The sequence below is a fragment of the Acidovorax facilis genome, assembly GCF_050626955.1.
Taxonomy (GTDB): domain Bacteria; phylum Pseudomonadota; class Gammaproteobacteria; order Burkholderiales; family Burkholderiaceae_C; genus Acidovorax; species Acidovorax facilis.
The window spans coordinates 132932-150455 of the sequence record NZ_CP192462.1; the positions used below are offsets into that span (position 1 = coordinate 132932).

Here is a 17524-nt window from a genome sequence, read left to right on the forward strand (position 1 = left end):
GCGATGAACTCAGGAAAGACGGTGGCAACGAGGCCAGCCGGGTTCTTCGTGCCAACCGCACCGAACAGCCACGAGGCTGGGCTCCGAATCTAGGAATCCGGTGTGCATTTTTCAACAGCCAATCCATTCAGGAGAAACAACATGCTCGCATCCCGCTTCGCTTTCCGCTCCCCCGTACTGCGCAGTGACACCCCATTGTCGGATGACCAAATCCGTGCAGTGGTCCCTTCCATCTTTGCCGACGCACCCCACGAAAGCCGCTCGGAGCGATACAGCTACATCCCCACCGTTTCCGTTCTGACCGAACTGCGCAAGGAAGGCTTTCAGCCGTTCATGGTGACCCAGACCCGCGTGCGCAATGAGCAGCGCCGCGACTACACGAAGCACATGATTCGCCTGCGTCACGCCAGCCAGATCACGGCCCGGGGGGAGGCCAACGAAATCATCCTGCTGAACTCGCACGATGGCACCAGCAGCTACCAAATGCTGGCAGGAATGTTCAGGTTTGTTTGTAGCAACGGCCTGGTATGCGGCGACACCGTGGCAGACGTGCGCGTTCCACACAAGGGCGATGTGGCCGGCCATGTGATCGAGGGCGCCTACCAGGTGCTGGGTGGATTTGACCAGGCCCGCGAATCGCGCGAAGCAATGCAGGCCATCACCCTGGACAACGGGGAATCCGAGGTGTTTGCCCGCGCAGCCCTGGCCCTCAAGTACGACGATGCCACGAAGCCCGCTCCCGTTACTGAGTCGCAGATTCTGATGCCGCGCCGCTCAGACGACAGCCGCCCTGACCTCTGGACCGTGTTCAACCGCACGCAGGAGAACCTGACCAAGGGCGGACTTGCCGGGCGCAGCGCCAACGGACGCCGTCAGCAGACGCGCCCCGTGCAAGGCATCGACTCGGATATCCGCCTGAACCGTGCCCTGTGGCTGCTGGCCGATGGCATGCGCCAGCTCAAGGCTTGATCTGAACTCACCGGGAGGGGATGCCCCCTCCCCTGCCCTCTTTCGATACGAATTTTTCACCTTCCGTTTTTCATTTCACGATAGGACAACACCATGAACGCAATCACCAACACCGAAGCACAAGCCATCGCCACCACCGCCCTGCAGATCGCCGTTCCATCGAAGAACATGCTTCTCGTCCCACTGTCTCGGCTGCGTCCCTCCCGACTCAACGTCCGCACCACGCCCGCCACGGCCATTGAAGCGATGGCATCGAGCATTGAGCGCATTGGCCTACTGCAAAACCTTTCCGTCACCCTGGCCGCTGACGGGGTGCACTACGAGGTCGTAGCCGGGGGCCGCCGTCTTGCAGCACTCAAGCTCCTGGCGAAGAAGAAGCGGATTGCGAAGGACTGGGACGTGCCCTGCCTGCAGGTGGCCGACGACAGCGCGCGCACGGTGAGCCTCACCGAGAACGTCCAGCGCGAGGCGATGCACCCTGCTGACCAGTACGAGGCATTTGCGGCCTTGAGGGCCGAAGGCCGCCCGGTGGAAGACATCGCTGCTGACTTTGGGGTGACACCTCTGGTTGTGCAACGTCGCCTCAAGCTCGCCAACGTTTCCCCGCGACTCATCGCCGACTACCGTGCAGACGCTGTGACCCTGGATCAACTCATGGCCCTGGCTGTGACGGATGACCACGCCGCGCAGGAAGCCGCGTTCTACGACTCGCCCCAGTGGCAACGCAGCCCTTCCGCACTGCGCGAGCATCTGACCGCTCAGGAAATGAAGGCTTCGCACGCATGGGTGCGCTTTGTTGGCCTGGAAGCCTACGAGCAGGCCGGGGGCGGGGTTCGCCGCGATCTGTTCGCGGAGGGCGATGACGGAATCTACGTGTCCGACAAAGCGGTCCTTGAAACCTTGGTCCGTGACAAGCTGGAAGCCAGCGCAGCGGCACTGCGCGCCGAAGGCTGGTCTTGGGTGGATGTCGCTCCCGCTGCTACCTTCACCGACATGCACGCCTTTCATCGTGCGCCACGTGAGCAGCGCCCCGCAACGAAGAAGGAAGCCGAGCGCATCGAGGCGCTGGAGGCACAGATTCAGGAGATTGGCGAGGCTGTCGATGCAGCGATGGATGCGGACGACGAAGCCAAGGCCGATGAACTCCAAGAGGACGGTGACCGACTCGGCAATGAACTTCAGGCATTGGAGGACTCGCTGCTTGAATTCAGCGACTCCATCAAATCTGTCGGTGGGTGCGTCGTCACGGTAGATCGCAGCGGCGAGGTTGCCTTGCATCGCGGCCTGTTGAAGGAGGAAGATCACAGGGCTTTGCGCGCACAGGAAAGCGCTCGCGCAGGTTCTGCGCCTGATACCGGCGCGGGCGGTCAGGATGGCGGTGCCGACGAGGCGCAGACGACTGCAGGAATGACCGACAAGCTGGCCCAGCGCCTGAGCGCACATCGAACGGCAGCCCTGCAGATCGAAGTTGCGCAGCACCCCCATGTTGCACTGACGAGCGTGGTGCATGTCCTGGTGCAGACAACCTTGCATCGAGGGTATCAGCGGAACCTGCCCATGGGCGTTCGAATCACGGAGCAGAACGGGCTTGAAACCCTTGCTTCTGACCTGCCCGAGTCGCCCGCAGCTATCGCGCTGCGCGAGGTACGCCAGATCTGGGGCGACAAGCTCCCGTCGGACAGCGACGAACTCTTTGCAGCGCTGCTGGCAATGACGCAGGACGAGCTCGTCCGGCTGCTGGCGGTCTGCACGGCCACGGCGGTGGACGTGGTGACGCACCGACACACGCCCAGCCAACCCGGCGAGCAGATCGCCCAAGCGGCTGGCTTGAACATGGCAACCTGGTGGAAGCCAACCGCCGAGGGGTACTTCAAGCACCTGTCCAAGGCCATGATTCAGAATGCTGTGAGCGAGTTCGCGCCCGCAGAGGTGGAGCGACTGGGCAAGCTCAAGAAGGCCGAAATTGCGAGCGAGGCAGAGCGCCTGGTTGAAGGAACAGGCTGGATGCCTGCCATCTTCGCCATCAAGCCCGTGCAGGACTCCACGGAACAGGATGAAGCAGCCGACTCGCGCCCTGCGGCCGAGCCGGGCGATGCATCCACTACCGACAAGGCCGTCGAGTAAACGGCAAGGGCGCGGTGCAGGCACCGCGCCTTTGTTGACCAATTCGAGTGGTCCGATGAGCTTGCAAACACTATGCTCTCACCCTGAACGCCTCATTTCTGCTTCGCACATTCCATGTACAAGAAATCAAACAACAGCCAGGTTGACCGATTGAACGATGTCGCCTTGGCGGTCGCCAAGCGCGACGACTCGGGGTTTTGGGTGCTTTCGACAGGCCAACAGTGCTACGTTGCCCTCGCAGCGAGCCGATCAGATCTCCTGGCGGAGATGGGCTACACAGTGCCGGAGGCACTTGCCCGGCTCGATCCAGGATGGATTGAGCTGCTCATCAGTTCCTGGGAACACGCCGGCAATCCGGCGAAGTATGTGTAGAGCGCCCTCACTGCAAGGCTGAACATGAGTGAGCGAATTTCTGAAGCCGATCTCGTCGCAGAAAGCTGCGATGCCGATTCGCAATCGAAGGGTTGGCGGGTGCTACAACAGCCATGCCCAAGCTGCCCCTGGCGCGTGGACCAGAGCGCACAGGACATCCCCGGCTTCAGCCTCGAAATGGCCCGCGACCTTGCCGCCACCTGCCCGAACGAGCGCGGACATGGGCCTAGCTTTGGGGCGGCGATGTTTGCATGCCATCAATCGAAGATTGGCGGAGAAATGGCCTGCGCAGGCTGGCTGGCCACCGTTGGCCACAGCCATCCGAACGTGCGGCTCGCGGTCATTCAAGGGCGAGTGAGTCCTGATGCGCTCTCGCCTGGAGACGATTGGCCTGCGCTGCATGAGAACTACGGCCAGGTATTGCAGAAGCTGGAAGGCACGGGCGGTGAAGCGACCCTCACCGAGTCTGCTGTCGATCGTGGAGATATGGAATGAGTCAAGAGCCGTGGACGGAAGATGTCGCCGACGAGGATCTCGTCGGCGAACAGATCAAAGTGAGTGCCCTCGGCACTACCGTGTGGGTGCTCTCGCTCGACGGATCGACCGTTGGTCGATTCGACAAGCGATTTGGCATGGATGTGCACACCTCGGTTGAGCAGCAGATGGCCGGTGCCTCCCAATGCCTGCATTGCACGCATGAGCGTGCGGGTCCAGCCGAGTGGTTGGAGTTCTGTTCCCTGATCGACCAGCACTTTGACATCAAGGTCCCGCATGATCTGATCAAATTCGATTGAGGTGGGACGAGTCTCATCCGTCAGGGCCAGGCCGGCTCATCGAAAGAACCAAAAATTCAGGGCGCGGCCACGGCCGCGCCCAAGGGGTGCAGATCAGTCGGCCCCCCAACCCTCAAAGTGCTGGCACCGCCGCACTACACCTCGGACACCTTTGAGAGAAAAGATCATGGACGCTACCGAACGAGAAACTGCACTAAAACGCATGAGTGACACCGCCGACGCGTTCTACCGGGATGCCGTCTCCATCGGCAACCATCCCTTCATCGAGTTCGCCGGGCTGATGAACGAGTACATCCTCGCTTGCCGGCGTGCGCATGCCGAAGGCATCGACTTCACGCAGTGCAATCGGCACACGGGCAACCCGCTGCCGCTTCACCCAACGATGTCTGACTACATCAACGAGAAGCTGGAATGCATTTTTTCTGGGGCGAAGATCCTGCAGGCGGACAGTGGCGAGCAGACGGAGGCGGCAGGGAGCCACTGAGCAGATTGGAGGAGACCGCAGCGATCGGATGGGAGTTTTTCAAAACTTTCAGCGCTGAAAGTTGCACTGCTCGACGACTATTCTTTAGCCCTCAGCCAGCTATAAGGGGGCAACTTGCGCCAGTACCCAGGTGGCATCCGGGTTCCACCCAAGCGACGTCCAAGAAAATCGCCTCGCACTCAGACATCCACACAATAGGTGGAGTACACGATAAATCCTGTCAGGCCCGGGGCGATAGCGCACTTACCTGTTGATTCCCGCGCAAACCTGACCCAGCGGGGGTGCGGGAATAAACAATGAGAAGGCTCTCGAGACAGTACGCCGGTTGACTCTGGAGCTCGGCATAACCGAGGCGGATACGACGCCTTGTGGTGCCGTCGCCACCAACGGCCAAGCATCTGCACTGCATTGGCGGCGGATCCAACTACGGGGGCATCGGCCACTACGGCATGCACTAGGTCGAGCCTGGCGAGATGCGCCACCTGATATCTCAGATGAAGATGGCCACGAACCGGCTTTTCGCGGTCAACCTCTGGCTCGATGACCACGTGCTCGACAAATAAGATCGTGTGCCAGCCCCATTGGCCATTGAATTGTAGGCAATTTGGATCGTCATGAATAAAGTGCTCCGGGCGGTGGTTGAGACGACAATCAAGAAGGCAAAGAATGACGTTGAATGAGCTGTTTGATTCGGGAGATGGGATGACCCCGGAGGGCATGGAGTTCCTGGAGCGCCTGGTCAAGGAACTGGACGTTCCGGTCTCCCGGTATGAAGAGGCGGAACGCCGCTACCAGTCCGTGGGCGACTGGCTGTGCCGTGACGACTCCACCCTGAAGGACCTCGATCCGGATGTCTACGTCCAGGGCTCATTCCGGCTCGGCACCCCCATCAGGCCGGTGAACGAGCACGAGGACTACGACATCGACCTGGTGTGCGAGCTGTCGGCTGGCAAGTCCAATTTGACGCAGCAGCAACTCAAGGAATTGCTTGGCGTCGAGATGAAGGCCTATGCCAAGGCACATGGCATGTCGGAGGCGGGCGAGAGCCGCAGGTGCTGGACGCTCGACTATGCCGATGGAGCGCAGTTCCATCTCGATGCACTTCCCGCAATCCCGGACGGCGGCGAGAAGCGGCGCATCCTGCGAGAAGCCCAGCTCGATACACCGTGGGCGGAGACCGCCATTGCGATCACGGACATCGACCATCCCAACTACCGCAACCTTCACGGCGAGTGGCCCCATTCCAATCCGCGGGGCTACACCGAGTGGTTCCGCTCACGCATGAGGGAGAATTTCGAACAGATGCGTGAGGCGGTGGCCATCGCCATGGAAGCAAACGTCGAAGACATCCCTTCCTACACCATAAAGACGCCGCTGCAGCAGGCCGTCCAGGTGTTCAAGCGCCACCGGGACCACATGTTTGCAGACGACCCTGAAGACAAGCCGATCTCGGTCATCCTGACCACGCTGGCTGGCCTGTCTTATCAGGGCGAGCGTACGGTCGCCGAGGCGGTGGTCGGCATTCTTGGTCGCATGGAATCGCACATCACGGTGGACCAGCACGGAAACGCCGTCATTGCGAATCCAACCGACCCACAGGAGAACTTTGCGGATCGCTGGGTCCTGGCGCCCAAGAAGCGTGCGAACTTCTACAAGTGGCTTCAAGAAGCCAAGCGGGACTTGAACTCCATCCTCCAGGAGCGTACCTCGCATCGCTTGACGGAAGCCGCCATGGAGTCATTCGGCGAGCGTGGGGCACGCGCTGCGGCAGCCGGTGGTGGTGTCCGAGGCGCAATGACGAAGTTCCTGCAACGCGCCGCCTCGGTATTGAACGCTCCGCACAAGAAAGCGGCCCACTGGCCTGCAAAGCAGGCTGGGCATTGGGTGCAGATCCACAAGGTCACATGGACTGCCCGCGGATTCTCCCGTCCACAGCGCATTCGCAGCGGGGACCACAGCTTGATGAAGGGCGCCTCCATCCTGTTCGAGGCCTCTTCCAATGTTGACTATCCCTACGACGTCCATTGGCAGATCACAAACACCGGCAAGGAGGCGAGTGATGCAAACACATTGCGCGGTGGCTTCTACCCTGGAGGCACATTGACGAGGGGCCACGCCAAACGCGCCGAACCGATCGGGTTCACTGGTACTCATTCAGCCCAGTGCTTCATCGTCAAGGACGGTCACCTCGTGGCCAAAAGCGATATTTTCATTGTCAGAGTTAGGTAGAAGAATGGCGGATATCCTCAATTCCGTGGCGCTGTCAGATGGCGCCATGGCGCGAGAGCTTCAGAACGCGACAGGTGAAATGCTCGTCGTGGTCAACGGATTTACATCTGCAATTGCGCAGCGGCACAGGCCGCACGCCCCCTGGGTGCCGGTGGCGCGTGGCGATTTTGGAGAGGAAGCGTCAAAGGCTGCCAAGAAGCTGGCCACAGCAACGCGGCTGCAATGGAAGCAGGTCGCCCATTCCCCAGCCGCTACGGACTGGGCCGCTGTGGCGCCGGTGCCTGGAACTCCGGCCATCCTGCACGCCTGGATTGCCAATGCGAAGGCGCTCACAAGCGTTAGCGGTCGTGGCCAGAGCCTAAGCAAGTCCGAAGAGAACGCATTTGGCCTGGAAGCCAAGTGGCGCTGCCAGTTTTCGGGCTGCGGCAAGGACCTTATGAAGCACCGGGCAACAGGGGCCACTTCAAAGTCCTCCTACTTCGCACACATCATCGCGTCCTCACCGGATGGCCCTCGTGGCTCGCCCATGCACTCGCACACCCTGTCGGCGGATGTGACCAACTACCTGCTCCTGTGCGACGAATGCCATCGCCGCATTGACCGCGAGGATCCGGACCGCTTCACCGTCGACGTGTTGCGCAAGATGCGCCGTGACAGCCTGTTTGAGGTGGAGCGGCTTCTCGACTCGTTACAGCACAAGGAAGCCATCCCGGTGGCCATCGTGGGCAACATCTCGAGCCAGTCTGCGCACCTGGATTGGCGCGATGTCGAAGAAGGCCTGTGGTCCAGAAAGCTGCGCAAGGCACCGGGCCATCCCTACACCTTCCTGGAAAACGGCTGGTCAACCCACGATCCGCATTCCCAGTCCTATTGGTCTATGCTGCTGCAGGGCATGGGCGCAGAACTCGCACAGATGCGCAAACTTCTTGCTCCCGACCCCGGCGGACCTGGCGGCGGAAAGCATTTCGCCATCCTGCCGCTGCACAGCACATCGGTTCTGGTCCTCGCAGGCCGGATCTTCGGTGAAGCAGCGTCCGCCACGGTGCTGCAGTTCCGCCGCCAACTCACCCAGGGAAAATGGAGTGTCGATGCTGGCGCGCCTTCGGTTGCGCTTCCCACGTTCAAGCTGGCCAGGCACCGGGGGCACAGCCCAGGTGAGACTGAGGCATGTCTGTTGGTATCGCTGACCTTCGGCATCACCCCTGAACGTCTGGAGCCGCACATTCACGACGGCGGTTTCAAGATGCCAACCATCGAGATCACAAGCGACGGCCCGTTGAGCCCGACCATTCTCGACAGGCCTGAAAGCCTGGAAGCACTGTCGCTGGCCATGAGCGATGCGGTCCAACTACTGCAGGAGGATTGGAAGGTGAAGCAGGTCCACCTTGTGATCGGCTCGCCCGCTTCGGGGGTTTTCAAATTCGGGCAGAAGCTGCAGGCACGCAACCAGGCGAGCTACATCTGCTACGAAAGCGCCATGGGTGCAACTCCCGGCGTTTTCAAGCCAACCATCGAGATCACCGGCACCGGAGTGCGCGCGGTAGGCAGCAGCAGCTGGACCGGCCTGATCTGATCCGGACAAGCGCCAGCATGCGGCAACCGTGCGACCCACGCGCCGACCTGCTCACCCAGAAATGGACGCCCCGGTGTACAGAGTGTGAAGGCCTCCGCAAGGAGGCTTTCCGCTTCCTGTTGCTTGAATCGCTCGACGACAGCCAATGAAACAAGGCGGCACGCTGTTTGGACTTGATGCGCGGCAATGAAGCGTACGGTCATTGTCCGCTTCACGGAGGTTCTTCCCATCCCTACGAAGCTCGTGGAGAGACCACGGGCCCAGACGGTTTGGACGCATTCGCCTGTCACACTGCAGTTGAAATCTTCGCCACTGTTGCCACCCGCGAGCCAAGATCGGCCTTGATGTAAATCGCGGTCGTGTTGATCGATGCATGCCCCAATAGGGCCTGCACCACCGTCAGATCTTTGTCACTGGACCTCAGCGCATGGTGCGCGAAGGTATGGCGCAGCCAGTGGGTCGATGCCTTCGAAAACGTCCCCCGCATCGCGCCCTTTGCCTGCAGGTCCTCGCCCGCCAAAACTGCGCACTCACGAAAAAATCCCTTGAGCAGCGAGTACATCGCCGAGGCCGACAACCCCCCGTGCGAATTAACAGTCCAGTCCTCGAGGTGTGCTGTTGACATGCCATCCACGACCAACTGCGGAGCCTCGCCAGCGGACCGGCGCCACTCCGCGCCCCGCTTCTTGGCCATCCCTTTGATCCAGCGCTCGTCGAGGATGCCGATGAGGGGCATGTCCTGGAGCTTGACGCCGCGATAGTGCCCAAGCGCGCCCTCTGCCGCCAACTCTTGCCGGTCCGCGAGATGCGCGAGCAGCGCCTGGTGCGTCGCTTCATTGATCGGCACCATGCGCATGCGGCGGCCCTTGCCCTCAACACTCAGGACCAGGTCGTCGGTGTCTCGCCCTTCCAAGCGAGCTCGCGACAGGTCACCCCATTTCGCCTTCTCGACCTCCTCCCGCCGCAGCCCTGATGACTCCAGCAGGCGGATGATCGCAGCCAGGCGCCGCTTCTTGCTCCCCTCTTCCAGACCTCGGAAGGTCTCTCCGATCACCTGCAGGTTCTGCACCGAGAACGAACGCATCACGTCCATGGTCGCGGTCTCGCGCTTGGGCGTCGCAATGCCCTCTGCGGGATTGCTGATGATGTAGCCCTGCGATTTCCAGCTCGCAAACATGGCACCCACAGCGGCAAAGGTCAGCACCACACTTGAATCGCTCAGTGGGGCGCGCAACGGCCGCCAGTCAGCGTCAGCTTTCAGCTTCCGTGCATTGCCCTCCTGCACCCAGTGCGCAGGCGGGTTGCGAAGGAACGCCTTGAACTCCAGCAGATTCTGCGTGGTCAGCGACGACAGCGCTGTGCGGCGTTCGTGGATGGCCCAAAGCACCAGGCGTTCCACGGCGCGGCGATAGCTCGTCTGCGTCGCAGATGACTTTTCCTGAATGATCGAAAACCAGGCCTGGACCGCTTCGAGGTCGTTCGTGGCATTGAACGTGTTCGGCCGCTCACTGCGGAACGTGCCGACTTCGCCACGCAGCTCGAGTGGCCACGTCGCCTGACTCAGCGGCGCGAGGGCCGACGGCCTCTCCGCCCGGCGCTGGGCAAGTCCGGCCATGCCCAGAGCAGGCAGGCCTGCGCTGGGCCTCACACCCCACTTCAACAGCCAGTTCTCCAACGCCCTCGCGCGGGTTGTCCCGTATCGGGGCACATCGACGAACCAGCGCTCACCCCGCAGCGCAATCCAGTCCACGAGGTCCCCAAGGACAATGACGCCGGCGTGGTTCATAGCCTCGCGTTGTGCCGAGTTCAGCGAGATCCACTGCTCCAATCGGTGCCCACGCTCAGGAGCGACGGCAAGCTGAGCGCTCAGCCAGTCAATCGCAGCGAGGAGAATTTCCATCCGAGCGACATTGCTCAATGCTCTCGGCTCTGCAGCCACAAGCGCTGCGGCCAATCCTTCATTCGAGGCAGCACCGCTTTCAGGCGAAGGGCCTGGCCCGGATGTGGCTGGGTACTCCTCGGCATACATCTCAATCAACTCAGCTTCGCCGAACATACCCTCGTCGAACTGGCTCGCGAACTCTTCGAGGGTTGGCCTGGCTTGCAACGCCGTACCTGGTGGGCGCGTTTCCTCGGCAGCCGGATCGCCCGTCACTGGCGCCGGCGACACGCCGATCTGCAAGGCCTGAAGGTCCGTCAACATTTGCCGAGCAGTCGAAGAGTCCGGCAGCTCACGTGCCCCGCTCGTGATCCGCCCTACCAGAACCTGGCAGAACGAAATCAGCGCTGCACGCTCTGGAGGGCGCCCGGGCCAGACCAGGTACTGCCTGGATGCAACGGTCAGGTCCACGCCCTGGGCAATGGCTCTGAGGAACGCGAACTCGTCAGCGCTGACATGGCTGTGGGCGGTGCGCGTCTTGGAGCCGAGCGGGCGCCCACGTCGGCGCTTGGGTCGAAGCAGTTCACTGGCCGACGCCTCGATGGGGTCGTCGACCACCACCGTGGTGTGCGCTCGCGTTGATTGGAGGCTGTCGCTTGCCGTCATTTCCGTGTTGTTGTCGATGGAGAGCGCCAAGCACCGACGCCCTGCCCTCTTGTGGTCACGCGCCTTAATTTTTCCACTGAACTGTAAAGGCGATAACTATAATTATCGTCACTATAAAATTAAATGCAAACTACTGCCTGAAGGACCCTGTCTGGGTGGCAATGCTTGGCATTTCTCTCATCACCCCATGCACTACAGTGGAGCTCAATGCAGCGAAACCTCACGCCCAGCCCGGATGTCAGTGACCTCGCGGCCAGGTACGTCACCTGGGCGCTTGAGTTTGAGCGCACGTGCATGGAGTCGGGCCGCCAGGCATCGCGCTATTTCTTCGGTGAAGGTCTTTCGCTCTACACCCGATGGGCACGCACCAAGTTGGCTACCCAGGGGCGCCCTACTTTCGTTTTGGCCAATATCGAGGTCGCGCCAGAACTTCGCGGACGCGGCCTCTTCTCGTTGATCTGCGGCCGCTTGATGTCTGAGGAAAGCGGCCTCAAGTCTGATGCCCTCTATGTCGAGCTTGTGGGTGAACCGCGGCTCGCCGCCTGGCTGACAAGGAACGGGTTCTCGAAATGTCCACACTCGGACGACATTGCCCCCTCGTTCTATCTACTCAGGACCGGCAGCGCCAGCTCTGAGTTGGTCGAAGACAAACTGGCTGAGCTGCCTAGCTGGACGCAGCCCCAAACTCTTCGATGAACTGCGCCAATGCCTGGGCCGTTGGCTCACCCCACAGTTCCTTGGCGTACCAGGGCGCGAAGATCCCCCGCACCGCGGCACTGTCGAGCCCTTTGTCCAGCTTCAACGACTTATTGGTGTTCTGAGCCTTGAAGGCCTCGAACAATGTCTTGCGCTCGCCGTCGTCCAGCTCCTTGTAGACCCCAAGGGCCTCAACAGCCCTCGCGGCCAGAAAGCGCTCCATCACACTCCGACCGCTTGCTTTGCTGGCGGACGAGCCAGCCTTGGGTGCTGCCAGTGCTGGCACTGGCGTTGGGTTCTTGACCAAGTCACCGAGCGTCCAGCGAAAGTAGCCTGCAGGCGTTTCAAGAGGGGTCATCCCCTTCGACTCCGCTCGGGCCTCCACCCGCGAAATGGCAGTCCGCAGGAGGTCGTCACTGTGCTGCGCGACCAGGTCGCTGGCGTCCGCCTGGCTGAAGCCAAACTTCATCACCCTGGTCATCAGCTCCATGTCGATAATGGGCGGCGCCGGGAACTCGAGCTGGGCCTGCTTCGTCTGCTCGACCTTGAACTGCAGTTTCTCGACGCGCCGGCCGTTCTTGTGCTCAATCAGTTCGATGTTGATGTCAGTGAGCGCGTTGATTTCAGCGATGGCAGGCTTGAGCGTGTCGCGCTTGAAGTACTTGTAGACGGGCGGCGTCGAGTCCGAAATGGAATTGCCTGTGATCACCCCGTACCAGTGCTCATAGGTCTGAATGAACGTGACCTTGGATGGATTGGTCGCGTACCGACGGCAGATCTCGTACAGAGCAAGGGCCGATCCTGACTTGAGCGAGCTCTGATAGACGATCGAGAGCCTGGTGTAGGTGCTCGGCGCCATCACCTGCTCGTGCACCTCAGGGGGAAAGGCAAAGCCAAACCACACCTGGCCACCGTGCTTGTTCAAGCCCGCAGGGTTCACCAGGGTCACGGAGGAAACCAGTCGCTCACTCGTCCACTGGCGCTCGTTCTCCATGAGCAGCTTGATGTTCTGCATCTCTTCGAGCTGCTTCTTCAAGTACTGCACGTCCTTACTGTCGTATGCCGCGTCCCGGGCGAGGTCAGAGAGCGGAATCCAGAAGTACTTTTTGGCTGCAGCTGTGTTGATCGGTGCATTGAGCCCAGGAACCTTCATCTCCTGGGCGTGGTACATCATCACGTTGAACACCTTGCGAGAAAGTAGCGAAAGGTTGCCCTCCACCACCCGCAATCCAATGGCCTCATTGGTCTTGCGGAACTCCCGGAGATCGCTGGCGTCAATCGTGATGACCTCCCCAGCTTTCGCCTTGCTCTTCCTCGCCATCGGCATCGACCTTTCCTGAACGGTGCCTTGTGCGCGCTGCCATGCGACCGGCTCTATCGATGAAATTTCCGCGAGATTCTCTCACCTTTCGATGGGGGCGTCGAGGATTCACCTTTGTATCGGTTTGTGGCAGTTTCACCTTTTCGTAGGTGAGAAGGCGGGTCGCCGATTGAACAGATGTTGGCAACCTCTCAATTCCGGTGGACCAAGCCGGGGCGGGCAACTGACCCGGCGTTCGCAGCCTGGCCAAGATGAACGTCGGGGGCTGGAGGCAGTATCTGGGCGACCGCCCAGTTGTCCACACCCTGTAAAGGCTCACCTTTGGGCTCTTTGCCCCTGAATCCACTCACCTATGGTCCCTGTATTAGTTCACCATTGGAGTGTCTTGCCCCTGGGGAGTCTCACCTATCTCCCTGTAAAGGCTCACCTTGGTCCCCGAACCCACTCACCTCATCGGCCGGAAAGCCGCACTGGGCTTAGGTTTCGCGGTGCTTAAATTGTATTTAAGGTTTCCAAGGATGTTCAATACAAAGAATACTCAACAGTGCGCCGACCTTGCATTGGTCATCCAATACCGAACAGCCTGTCGACCAGTGCTGTGACAGACGACGTCCGTGCCTGGGAAGCCACGAGTACCGCACTCGAGCAAGAGTCCCTGTAAAAGCTCACCATTCGAAGACTTCGCTTTCTGAAGACCTGGCCTCAAGACCGAACGAAGTCAGTCGAGCAGGATCTGGTACGGGCACTACTCCCCGTAGAGACTCACCTTTGGCTGATCAGTGTGCAGGTAGCTGAGCAGCTGGTGGTAGCAGATAGAGGTTCTTCGCCGGTCCCTGAAGAAGCTCACCTATCCCGACCATGCCCGGTCGGTTCGAATTGGGGCAGCAACTCCCGTTGCTCGAAGTTCGTTCACCAGGAGGTTTTTCGCCGGCGACTCACCCCCCTGTAAAAGCTCACCTTTCCAGCAGCTTTCATCTATTGCGACACCTGGTGAAAGCAAGCGCACACTTCCAGCCTCATACACTCGCAAATCAGTGGCTTTGGGGTCCCTGTAGAGTCTCACCTTTGGCCCTCTGCAAAGCCCTCAGGGTCGAACAAGCGCTGACGGCCATCGCTTTTGCCGCCTTCGGCGTGATGCTTGGCCTGGTGCAGATTGAAGCGACTCCGCTTCGATATCCAGTACGGGCCTGGGCTTAGACACTCCCTGTAAAAGCTCACCTTTGTGCGCACTCTGGCGGCCGGGCGCCCTCCCCTACTCTAGAGTTGCCGATTGCTGTGGTCCCTGAAAAGGCTCACCTTTGGTGAGAACAGGGGAGCGTCAGAGCGACCGAAAGCTCTCGGTTGAGGCCATGTGGCCAGGCTGGTCCTGATCGCCCGTCTACGAAGCTGCCAGATAGTCCCCTGAGGACCTTCTCCTCCTGGGGAGTGTTTTTGGCTCCCTGTAGAAGCTCACCTTTCAGTCCATTTCTCGATCAGTCAGCCAGGCCGAATCGGGTTCTCAGCTCGGCGACGAGCGCCGCCCTCTCCTTTGGATCGGCGAGCACCACCTCCAGGGCGACCTTTCCTGAGTCCCACTCCTTGAGGGATCCGATCTGCTGGCCAGTGCGCTGGATCTTGTACTGGCGGGACGTCTCCTTGGGCTTGCGCTTTTCTCCGGTATCGAGCTTCGCTCGTATTGCACTGACTTCCCGAGATGACAGGTCCTCTTCAATGATGCGGTTCACCAGTGCGAGCACCTCTGACTCGCTCACCTTCTTGGCTGCGAGGGTGATCTCATAGCCAACGAATACGCCAAACTTCTCAGGCTGATCGCGCATCCGATCGAGCACGGCGGTCGGCAGATTCAGAAGTGCAATGGTCTTGTTGACCGTCGAGAGCGATACGCCCAAAAGCTCGCCGATCTGCAGCTCGGTTTGCACCAAGCCTCTGTCGATCAGCTTTCTCCACGCGAATGCATTGTCCAAGGGACTTTGCGCGCTGCGCTCCTCATTGAGCAGCCAGCTCACTCGATAGAGTTCGAGATCGCCTTCGTGAGGACGGATGACCAGGTCAATGCTGTGTTGACCTGCTGCGGCCAGTGCTTTCTTCCGGTAGTGGCCATCAATCAGAAGGTAGTCGCCCGGAATCGTTGGATGCTCAATAGCCGACGCTGGGACGAGTTGGCCGCGAGTTGCAATTGACGCCGCCAACTCCTTGACGATGTCTGGATCGTAGATGTGGCGAGCATTCAGCGGGTTCTCGTGCACCCTATCGAGAGGTGCGGGCACGATCCGCTGTTGCGCTGGGACGGAACTTTCAGCGCTGAAAGTTGGGCTGGCCGGCACATCTCCGGGGGCCGTTACAGGAGGCGCTGCGACTGCAAGGCCAGCAGGACGCTCGGAAAGCACTGCATCTGCCGCGGCAAACCGGGCATTGACGTCCCGCTTCTCTGCAGAGAGAGAAGCTCGCATTGCGGCTTTACGGTCGACTTTGGAAACCATGTTCTGTCCTTAGTTCTTGCGCGCAGGAAGGTTCAAGAGGCCGAGCACCTCCTCTGCCATCACCTCGACCTCTTCCACTGCAGCGGTGGCGCGAGGAACTTGGTGAACGGTTGATCCCAGAATCTGAGCTTCTCTGAACGCCGCGCGGGAGCCCAGGGAGGCTTTTAGAAGAGGAAAGTCTTTGTCTTCATCCAGCAATTCCAGCAGCTCCTTTGCCAGCGAAGTCGAGCGCTGGACCATGTTGGCAACGACCCGGGCGACCAGCTCTTCGTTGTTGCCCTGGGCTGCCTCGGCCAATTTCTTTGCAGACTCTGCCGCCCAGATATCGGCCGGGCTGGGGACCAACGGTATGAGCGCCAAGTCAGAGATCAGCATGGCCGACGTAGGTGCTGCAGAGTGCATTGCTGGGGGGCAGTCTACGAAAATTACATCAAATTTATCGATGTGATTTTTTACCTCTCTGTGCATCTTCCCTTCCATGGGGGCAAGGCTAATCACAGATGCTGGAAATGGGCGATCTTCAGGTGCGGCGCTTGACCAGCGGCTCGCGGTTCCTTGTGGATCCATGTCGACAACAAGTGACGAATACCCGCGAAGTCCGAATGAACCGGCCAGGCTCATTGCGATAGTCGTCTTTCCGCACCCGCCCTTTTGGTTAAACACCGTGACCACCTTTGCTGTCATTGCCCACTCCTGAGAGGTTGGCAGACTTTCAGCGCTGAAAGTTCTGCCCAGTTCATTGGAGCCAGAATTGTAGGTCAAAATCCACAAATATTTATAAAATTACTATTGAAAACATAGAAATTTCGTATCAAAGCTGTCCTGAATCGGCTTCGAGCTTGAGTCCGGCGCATGGTCCGGCTGTTGAATTGCGAGATCACCACGACTCAAACTTTCAGCGCTGAAAGTTGGTTGCCGAGTTCGCGTGCGAGTTTCTGGCCGATGGTTTGCCGCCGAGGGATGTGAGCTCGTTTTAGAGGTCTTGGGCGGGCTGAGCTGGACTTGTCCGTTTGCAAGGCTTCGTCTCTCGGTTGGGCGAAAGCCCATGGCCTTTGAAATGCCCAGTGATCACATTGCAGATCTTGCGTGTCGTGGTCTTGGGGGGGGGCGACTTTCAGCGCTGAAAGTCTTGGTCAGTGACGGGCTGGTCGGCGTCCGGCCTGTCGTGTGCGCGTGGATGGGTTTTTTGGAGGGGGCTGGTGTTATGGCGCGTAAGGGATTGCTGTCGGCTGCCCGGTGGTGTGCGGTCACGTGAACTTTCAGCGCTGAAAGTCTCATCTGTGCTGTTCGGTTGTTTTGAGAATTAACTGTCTTTTAAGTTAATTTGATGGATTGTGGGTTTGCACGCGCGCTGGAGGCGACTTTCAGCGCTGAAAGTTGAGCACCCATCTACTTGCCATGGGGGAGCTGGGCTACTGCCCAGCTTCCGCTCGGAGTCACGCATACACTTGTGCGGGCTCCGGGCGAAAAAAAAGCCCTGCCGACTGGCAGAGCTTCTTCTCGTCGCGACTGACTTGCTCGAACACCTTACTTGATTTCGAAACTGGAGCGGTCTTTATCCCGAATCCAGATCGGTGGCTTGCCCCGGCCAGTCCAGGTAGCGCCAGTAGCCGGATCACGGTATTTGGCAGGAACCGACGTTCCCGCCGTACTGCTCTTGCGCTTGCCGCCGGAAAAAATATCGGTTTGGGTCAGCCCGAACTCAACTACCAACGATCGAACTTGAGAAATCGCGTCGGACAGCTCGCGCTTTCGCGCTTCTCCGATTTGGGCTTCTAGCGCATCACGTTGCTTCAAGAGTTCTTTGTAGCTTGGCATCGGTAAACCTGTCGTAGTGTGGCGTGAGAATTATATTAAATCTGCCAAACATTTGAAAATTAGATTGGCAGAAATTCTCTTGATGACGGCTTTTATTTGAACTGAAGGTTCACTTGGTG

14 protein-coding genes are annotated in these 17524 nt (G+C 59.8%); 9 read left to right on the forward strand and 5 right to left on the reverse strand.

Going from position 1 to position 17524, the window contains the following annotated elements:
- The first annotated feature begins 141 nt into the window (after positions 1 to 141).
- The 8 genes from ACQ4MJ_RS26625 (at position 142) to ACQ4MJ_RS26660 (ending at position 8545) form a co-directional block, all read left to right on the forward strand.
- The gene (locus ACQ4MJ_RS26625; protein ID WP_431153245.1) at positions 142 to 969 is read left to right on the forward strand and encodes a DUF932 domain-containing protein; all 828 of its coding nucleotides are present in this window, start codon (positions 142 to 144) and stop codon (positions 967 to 969) included.
- Between the two features lie 93 nt (positions 970 to 1062).
- On the forward strand, positions 1063 to 3093 hold the full coding sequence (locus ACQ4MJ_RS26630) for a ParB/RepB/Spo0J family partition protein (protein WP_431153246.1): 2031 nt from the start codon (positions 1063 to 1065) through the stop codon (positions 3091 to 3093).
- A gap of 114 nt (positions 3094 to 3207) precedes the next feature.
- Positions 3208 to 3465, forward strand: coding sequence for a hypothetical protein (locus tag ACQ4MJ_RS26635; RefSeq protein ID WP_431153247.1), 258 nt, complete (start codon positions 3208 to 3210; stop codon positions 3463 to 3465).
- 24 nt (positions 3466 to 3489) lie between these two features.
- Positions 3490 to 3960, forward strand: coding sequence for a DUF6283 family protein (locus ACQ4MJ_RS26640; RefSeq protein ID WP_431153248.1), 471 nt, complete (start codon positions 3490 to 3492; stop codon positions 3958 to 3960).
- Positions 3957 to 4259 carry a hypothetical protein gene (locus ACQ4MJ_RS26645; RefSeq protein ID WP_431153249.1) on the forward strand — a complete coding sequence of 101 codons (303 nt, stop codon included), beginning with the start codon at positions 3957 to 3959 and terminating at the stop codon, positions 4257 to 4259. The genes ACQ4MJ_RS26640 and ACQ4MJ_RS26645 overlap by 4 nt, the downstream gene beginning before the upstream one ends.
- A 166-nt stretch (positions 4260 to 4425) precedes the next feature.
- On the forward strand, positions 4426 to 4743 hold the full coding sequence (locus tag ACQ4MJ_RS26650) for a hypothetical protein (RefSeq protein ID WP_431153250.1): 318 nt from the start codon (positions 4426 to 4428) through the stop codon (positions 4741 to 4743).
- A 666-nt stretch (positions 4744 to 5409) separates the two neighbouring features.
- Positions 5410 to 6972 (forward strand): nucleotidyltransferase, encoded by a 1563-nt coding sequence (locus ACQ4MJ_RS26655; RefSeq protein ID WP_431153251.1) that lies wholly within the window; start codon positions 5410 to 5412, stop codon positions 6970 to 6972.
- Between the two features lie 4 nt (positions 6973 to 6976).
- Positions 6977 to 8545 carry an SAVED domain-containing protein gene (locus ACQ4MJ_RS26660; RefSeq protein ID WP_431153252.1) on the forward strand — a complete coding sequence of 523 codons (1569 nt, stop codon included), beginning with the start codon at positions 6977 to 6979 and terminating at the stop codon, positions 8543 to 8545.
- A gap of 286 nt (positions 8546 to 8831) precedes the next feature.
- On the opposite strand, the gene ACQ4MJ_RS26665 is transcribed toward ACQ4MJ_RS26660, so the two are convergent.
- Complete coding sequence (locus ACQ4MJ_RS26665) at positions 8832 to 11120, reverse strand: tyrosine-type recombinase/integrase (protein WP_431153253.1); 2289 nt, start codon at positions 11118 to 11120, stop codon at positions 8832 to 8834.
- A gap of 177 nt (positions 11121 to 11297) precedes the next feature.
- Here ACQ4MJ_RS26665 and ACQ4MJ_RS26670 point away from each other — a divergent pair, with 177 nt between their 5' ends.
- Positions 11298 to 11786: a hypothetical protein gene (locus ACQ4MJ_RS26670; protein WP_431153254.1), complete on the forward strand. Its 489-nt coding sequence runs from the start codon at positions 11298 to 11300 to the stop codon at positions 11784 to 11786.
- On the opposite strand, the gene ACQ4MJ_RS26675 is transcribed toward ACQ4MJ_RS26670, so the two are convergent.
- The 4 genes from ACQ4MJ_RS26675 to ACQ4MJ_RS26690 form a co-directional block, all read right to left on the reverse strand.
- Positions 11755 to 13107: a replication initiation protein gene (locus ACQ4MJ_RS26675; protein ID WP_431153255.1), complete on the reverse strand. Its 1353-nt coding sequence runs from the start codon at positions 13105 to 13107 to the stop codon at positions 11755 to 11757. The two genes, ACQ4MJ_RS26670 and ACQ4MJ_RS26675, sit on opposite strands and share 32 nt — an antisense overlap.
- A 1472-nt stretch (positions 13108 to 14579) precedes the next feature.
- Entirely contained in the window at positions 14580 to 15587 is a 1008-nt protein-coding gene (locus ACQ4MJ_RS26680) for a ParB/RepB/Spo0J family partition protein (protein WP_431153256.1), read from the reverse strand.
- Between the two features lie 9 nt (positions 15588 to 15596).
- On the reverse strand, positions 15597 to 16271 hold the full coding sequence (gene parA / locus ACQ4MJ_RS26685) for a ParA family partition ATPase (protein ID WP_431153257.1): 675 nt from the start codon (positions 16269 to 16271) through the stop codon (positions 15597 to 15599).
- A gap of 843 nt (positions 16272 to 17114) precedes the next feature.
- Positions 17115 to 17405, reverse strand: a complete 291-nt coding sequence (locus ACQ4MJ_RS26690; protein ID WP_431153258.1) for an H-NS family nucleoid-associated regulatory protein — start codon at positions 17403 to 17405, stop codon at positions 17115 to 17117.
- Positions 17406 to 17524: the final 119 nt, after the last annotated feature.

What these genes read in the sequence shown, in the direction of transcription:
- ACQ4MJ_RS26625 (WP_431153245.1), top strand. Translation starts at nt 142, where the DNA reads ATGCTCGCATCCCGCTTCGCTTTCCGCTCCCCCGTACTGCGCAGTGAC.
- ACQ4MJ_RS26655 (WP_431153251.1), top strand. Translation starts at nt 5,410, where the DNA reads ATGACGTTGAATGAGCTGTTTGATTCGGGAGATGGGATGACCCCGGAG.
- parA (WP_431153257.1), bottom strand. Translation starts at nt 16,271, where the DNA reads ATGACAGCAAAGGTGGTCACGGTGTTTAACCAAAAGGGCGGGTGCGGA.
- ACQ4MJ_RS26690 (WP_431153258.1), bottom strand. Translation starts at nt 17,405, where the DNA reads ATGCCAAGCTACAAAGAACTCTTGAAGCAACGTGATGCGCTAGAAGCC.
- ACQ4MJ_RS26680 (WP_431153256.1), bottom strand. Translation starts at nt 15,587, where the DNA reads ATGGTTTCCAAAGTCGACCGTAAAGCCGCAATGCGAGCTTCTCTCTCT.
- ACQ4MJ_RS26630 (WP_431153246.1), top strand. Translation starts at nt 1,063, where the DNA reads ATGAACGCAATCACCAACACCGAAGCACAAGCCATCGCCACCACCGCC.
- ACQ4MJ_RS26650 (WP_431153250.1), top strand. Translation starts at nt 4,426, where the DNA reads ATGGACGCTACCGAACGAGAAACTGCACTAAAACGCATGAGTGACACC.
- ACQ4MJ_RS26660 (WP_431153252.1), top strand. Translation starts at nt 6,977, where the DNA reads ATGGCGGATATCCTCAATTCCGTGGCGCTGTCAGATGGCGCCATGGCG.
- ACQ4MJ_RS26645 (WP_431153249.1), top strand. Translation starts at nt 3,957, where the DNA reads ATGAGTCAAGAGCCGTGGACGGAAGATGTCGCCGACGAGGATCTCGTC.
- ACQ4MJ_RS26635 (WP_431153247.1), top strand. Translation starts at nt 3,208, where the DNA reads ATGTACAAGAAATCAAACAACAGCCAGGTTGACCGATTGAACGATGTC.
- ACQ4MJ_RS26675 (WP_431153255.1), bottom strand. Translation starts at nt 13,107, where the DNA reads ATGGCGAGGAAGAGCAAGGCGAAAGCTGGGGAGGTCATCACGATTGAC.
- ACQ4MJ_RS26640 (WP_431153248.1), top strand. Translation starts at nt 3,490, where the DNA reads ATGAGTGAGCGAATTTCTGAAGCCGATCTCGTCGCAGAAAGCTGCGAT.
- ACQ4MJ_RS26670 (WP_431153254.1), top strand. Translation starts at nt 11,298, where the DNA reads ATGCAGCGAAACCTCACGCCCAGCCCGGATGTCAGTGACCTCGCGGCC.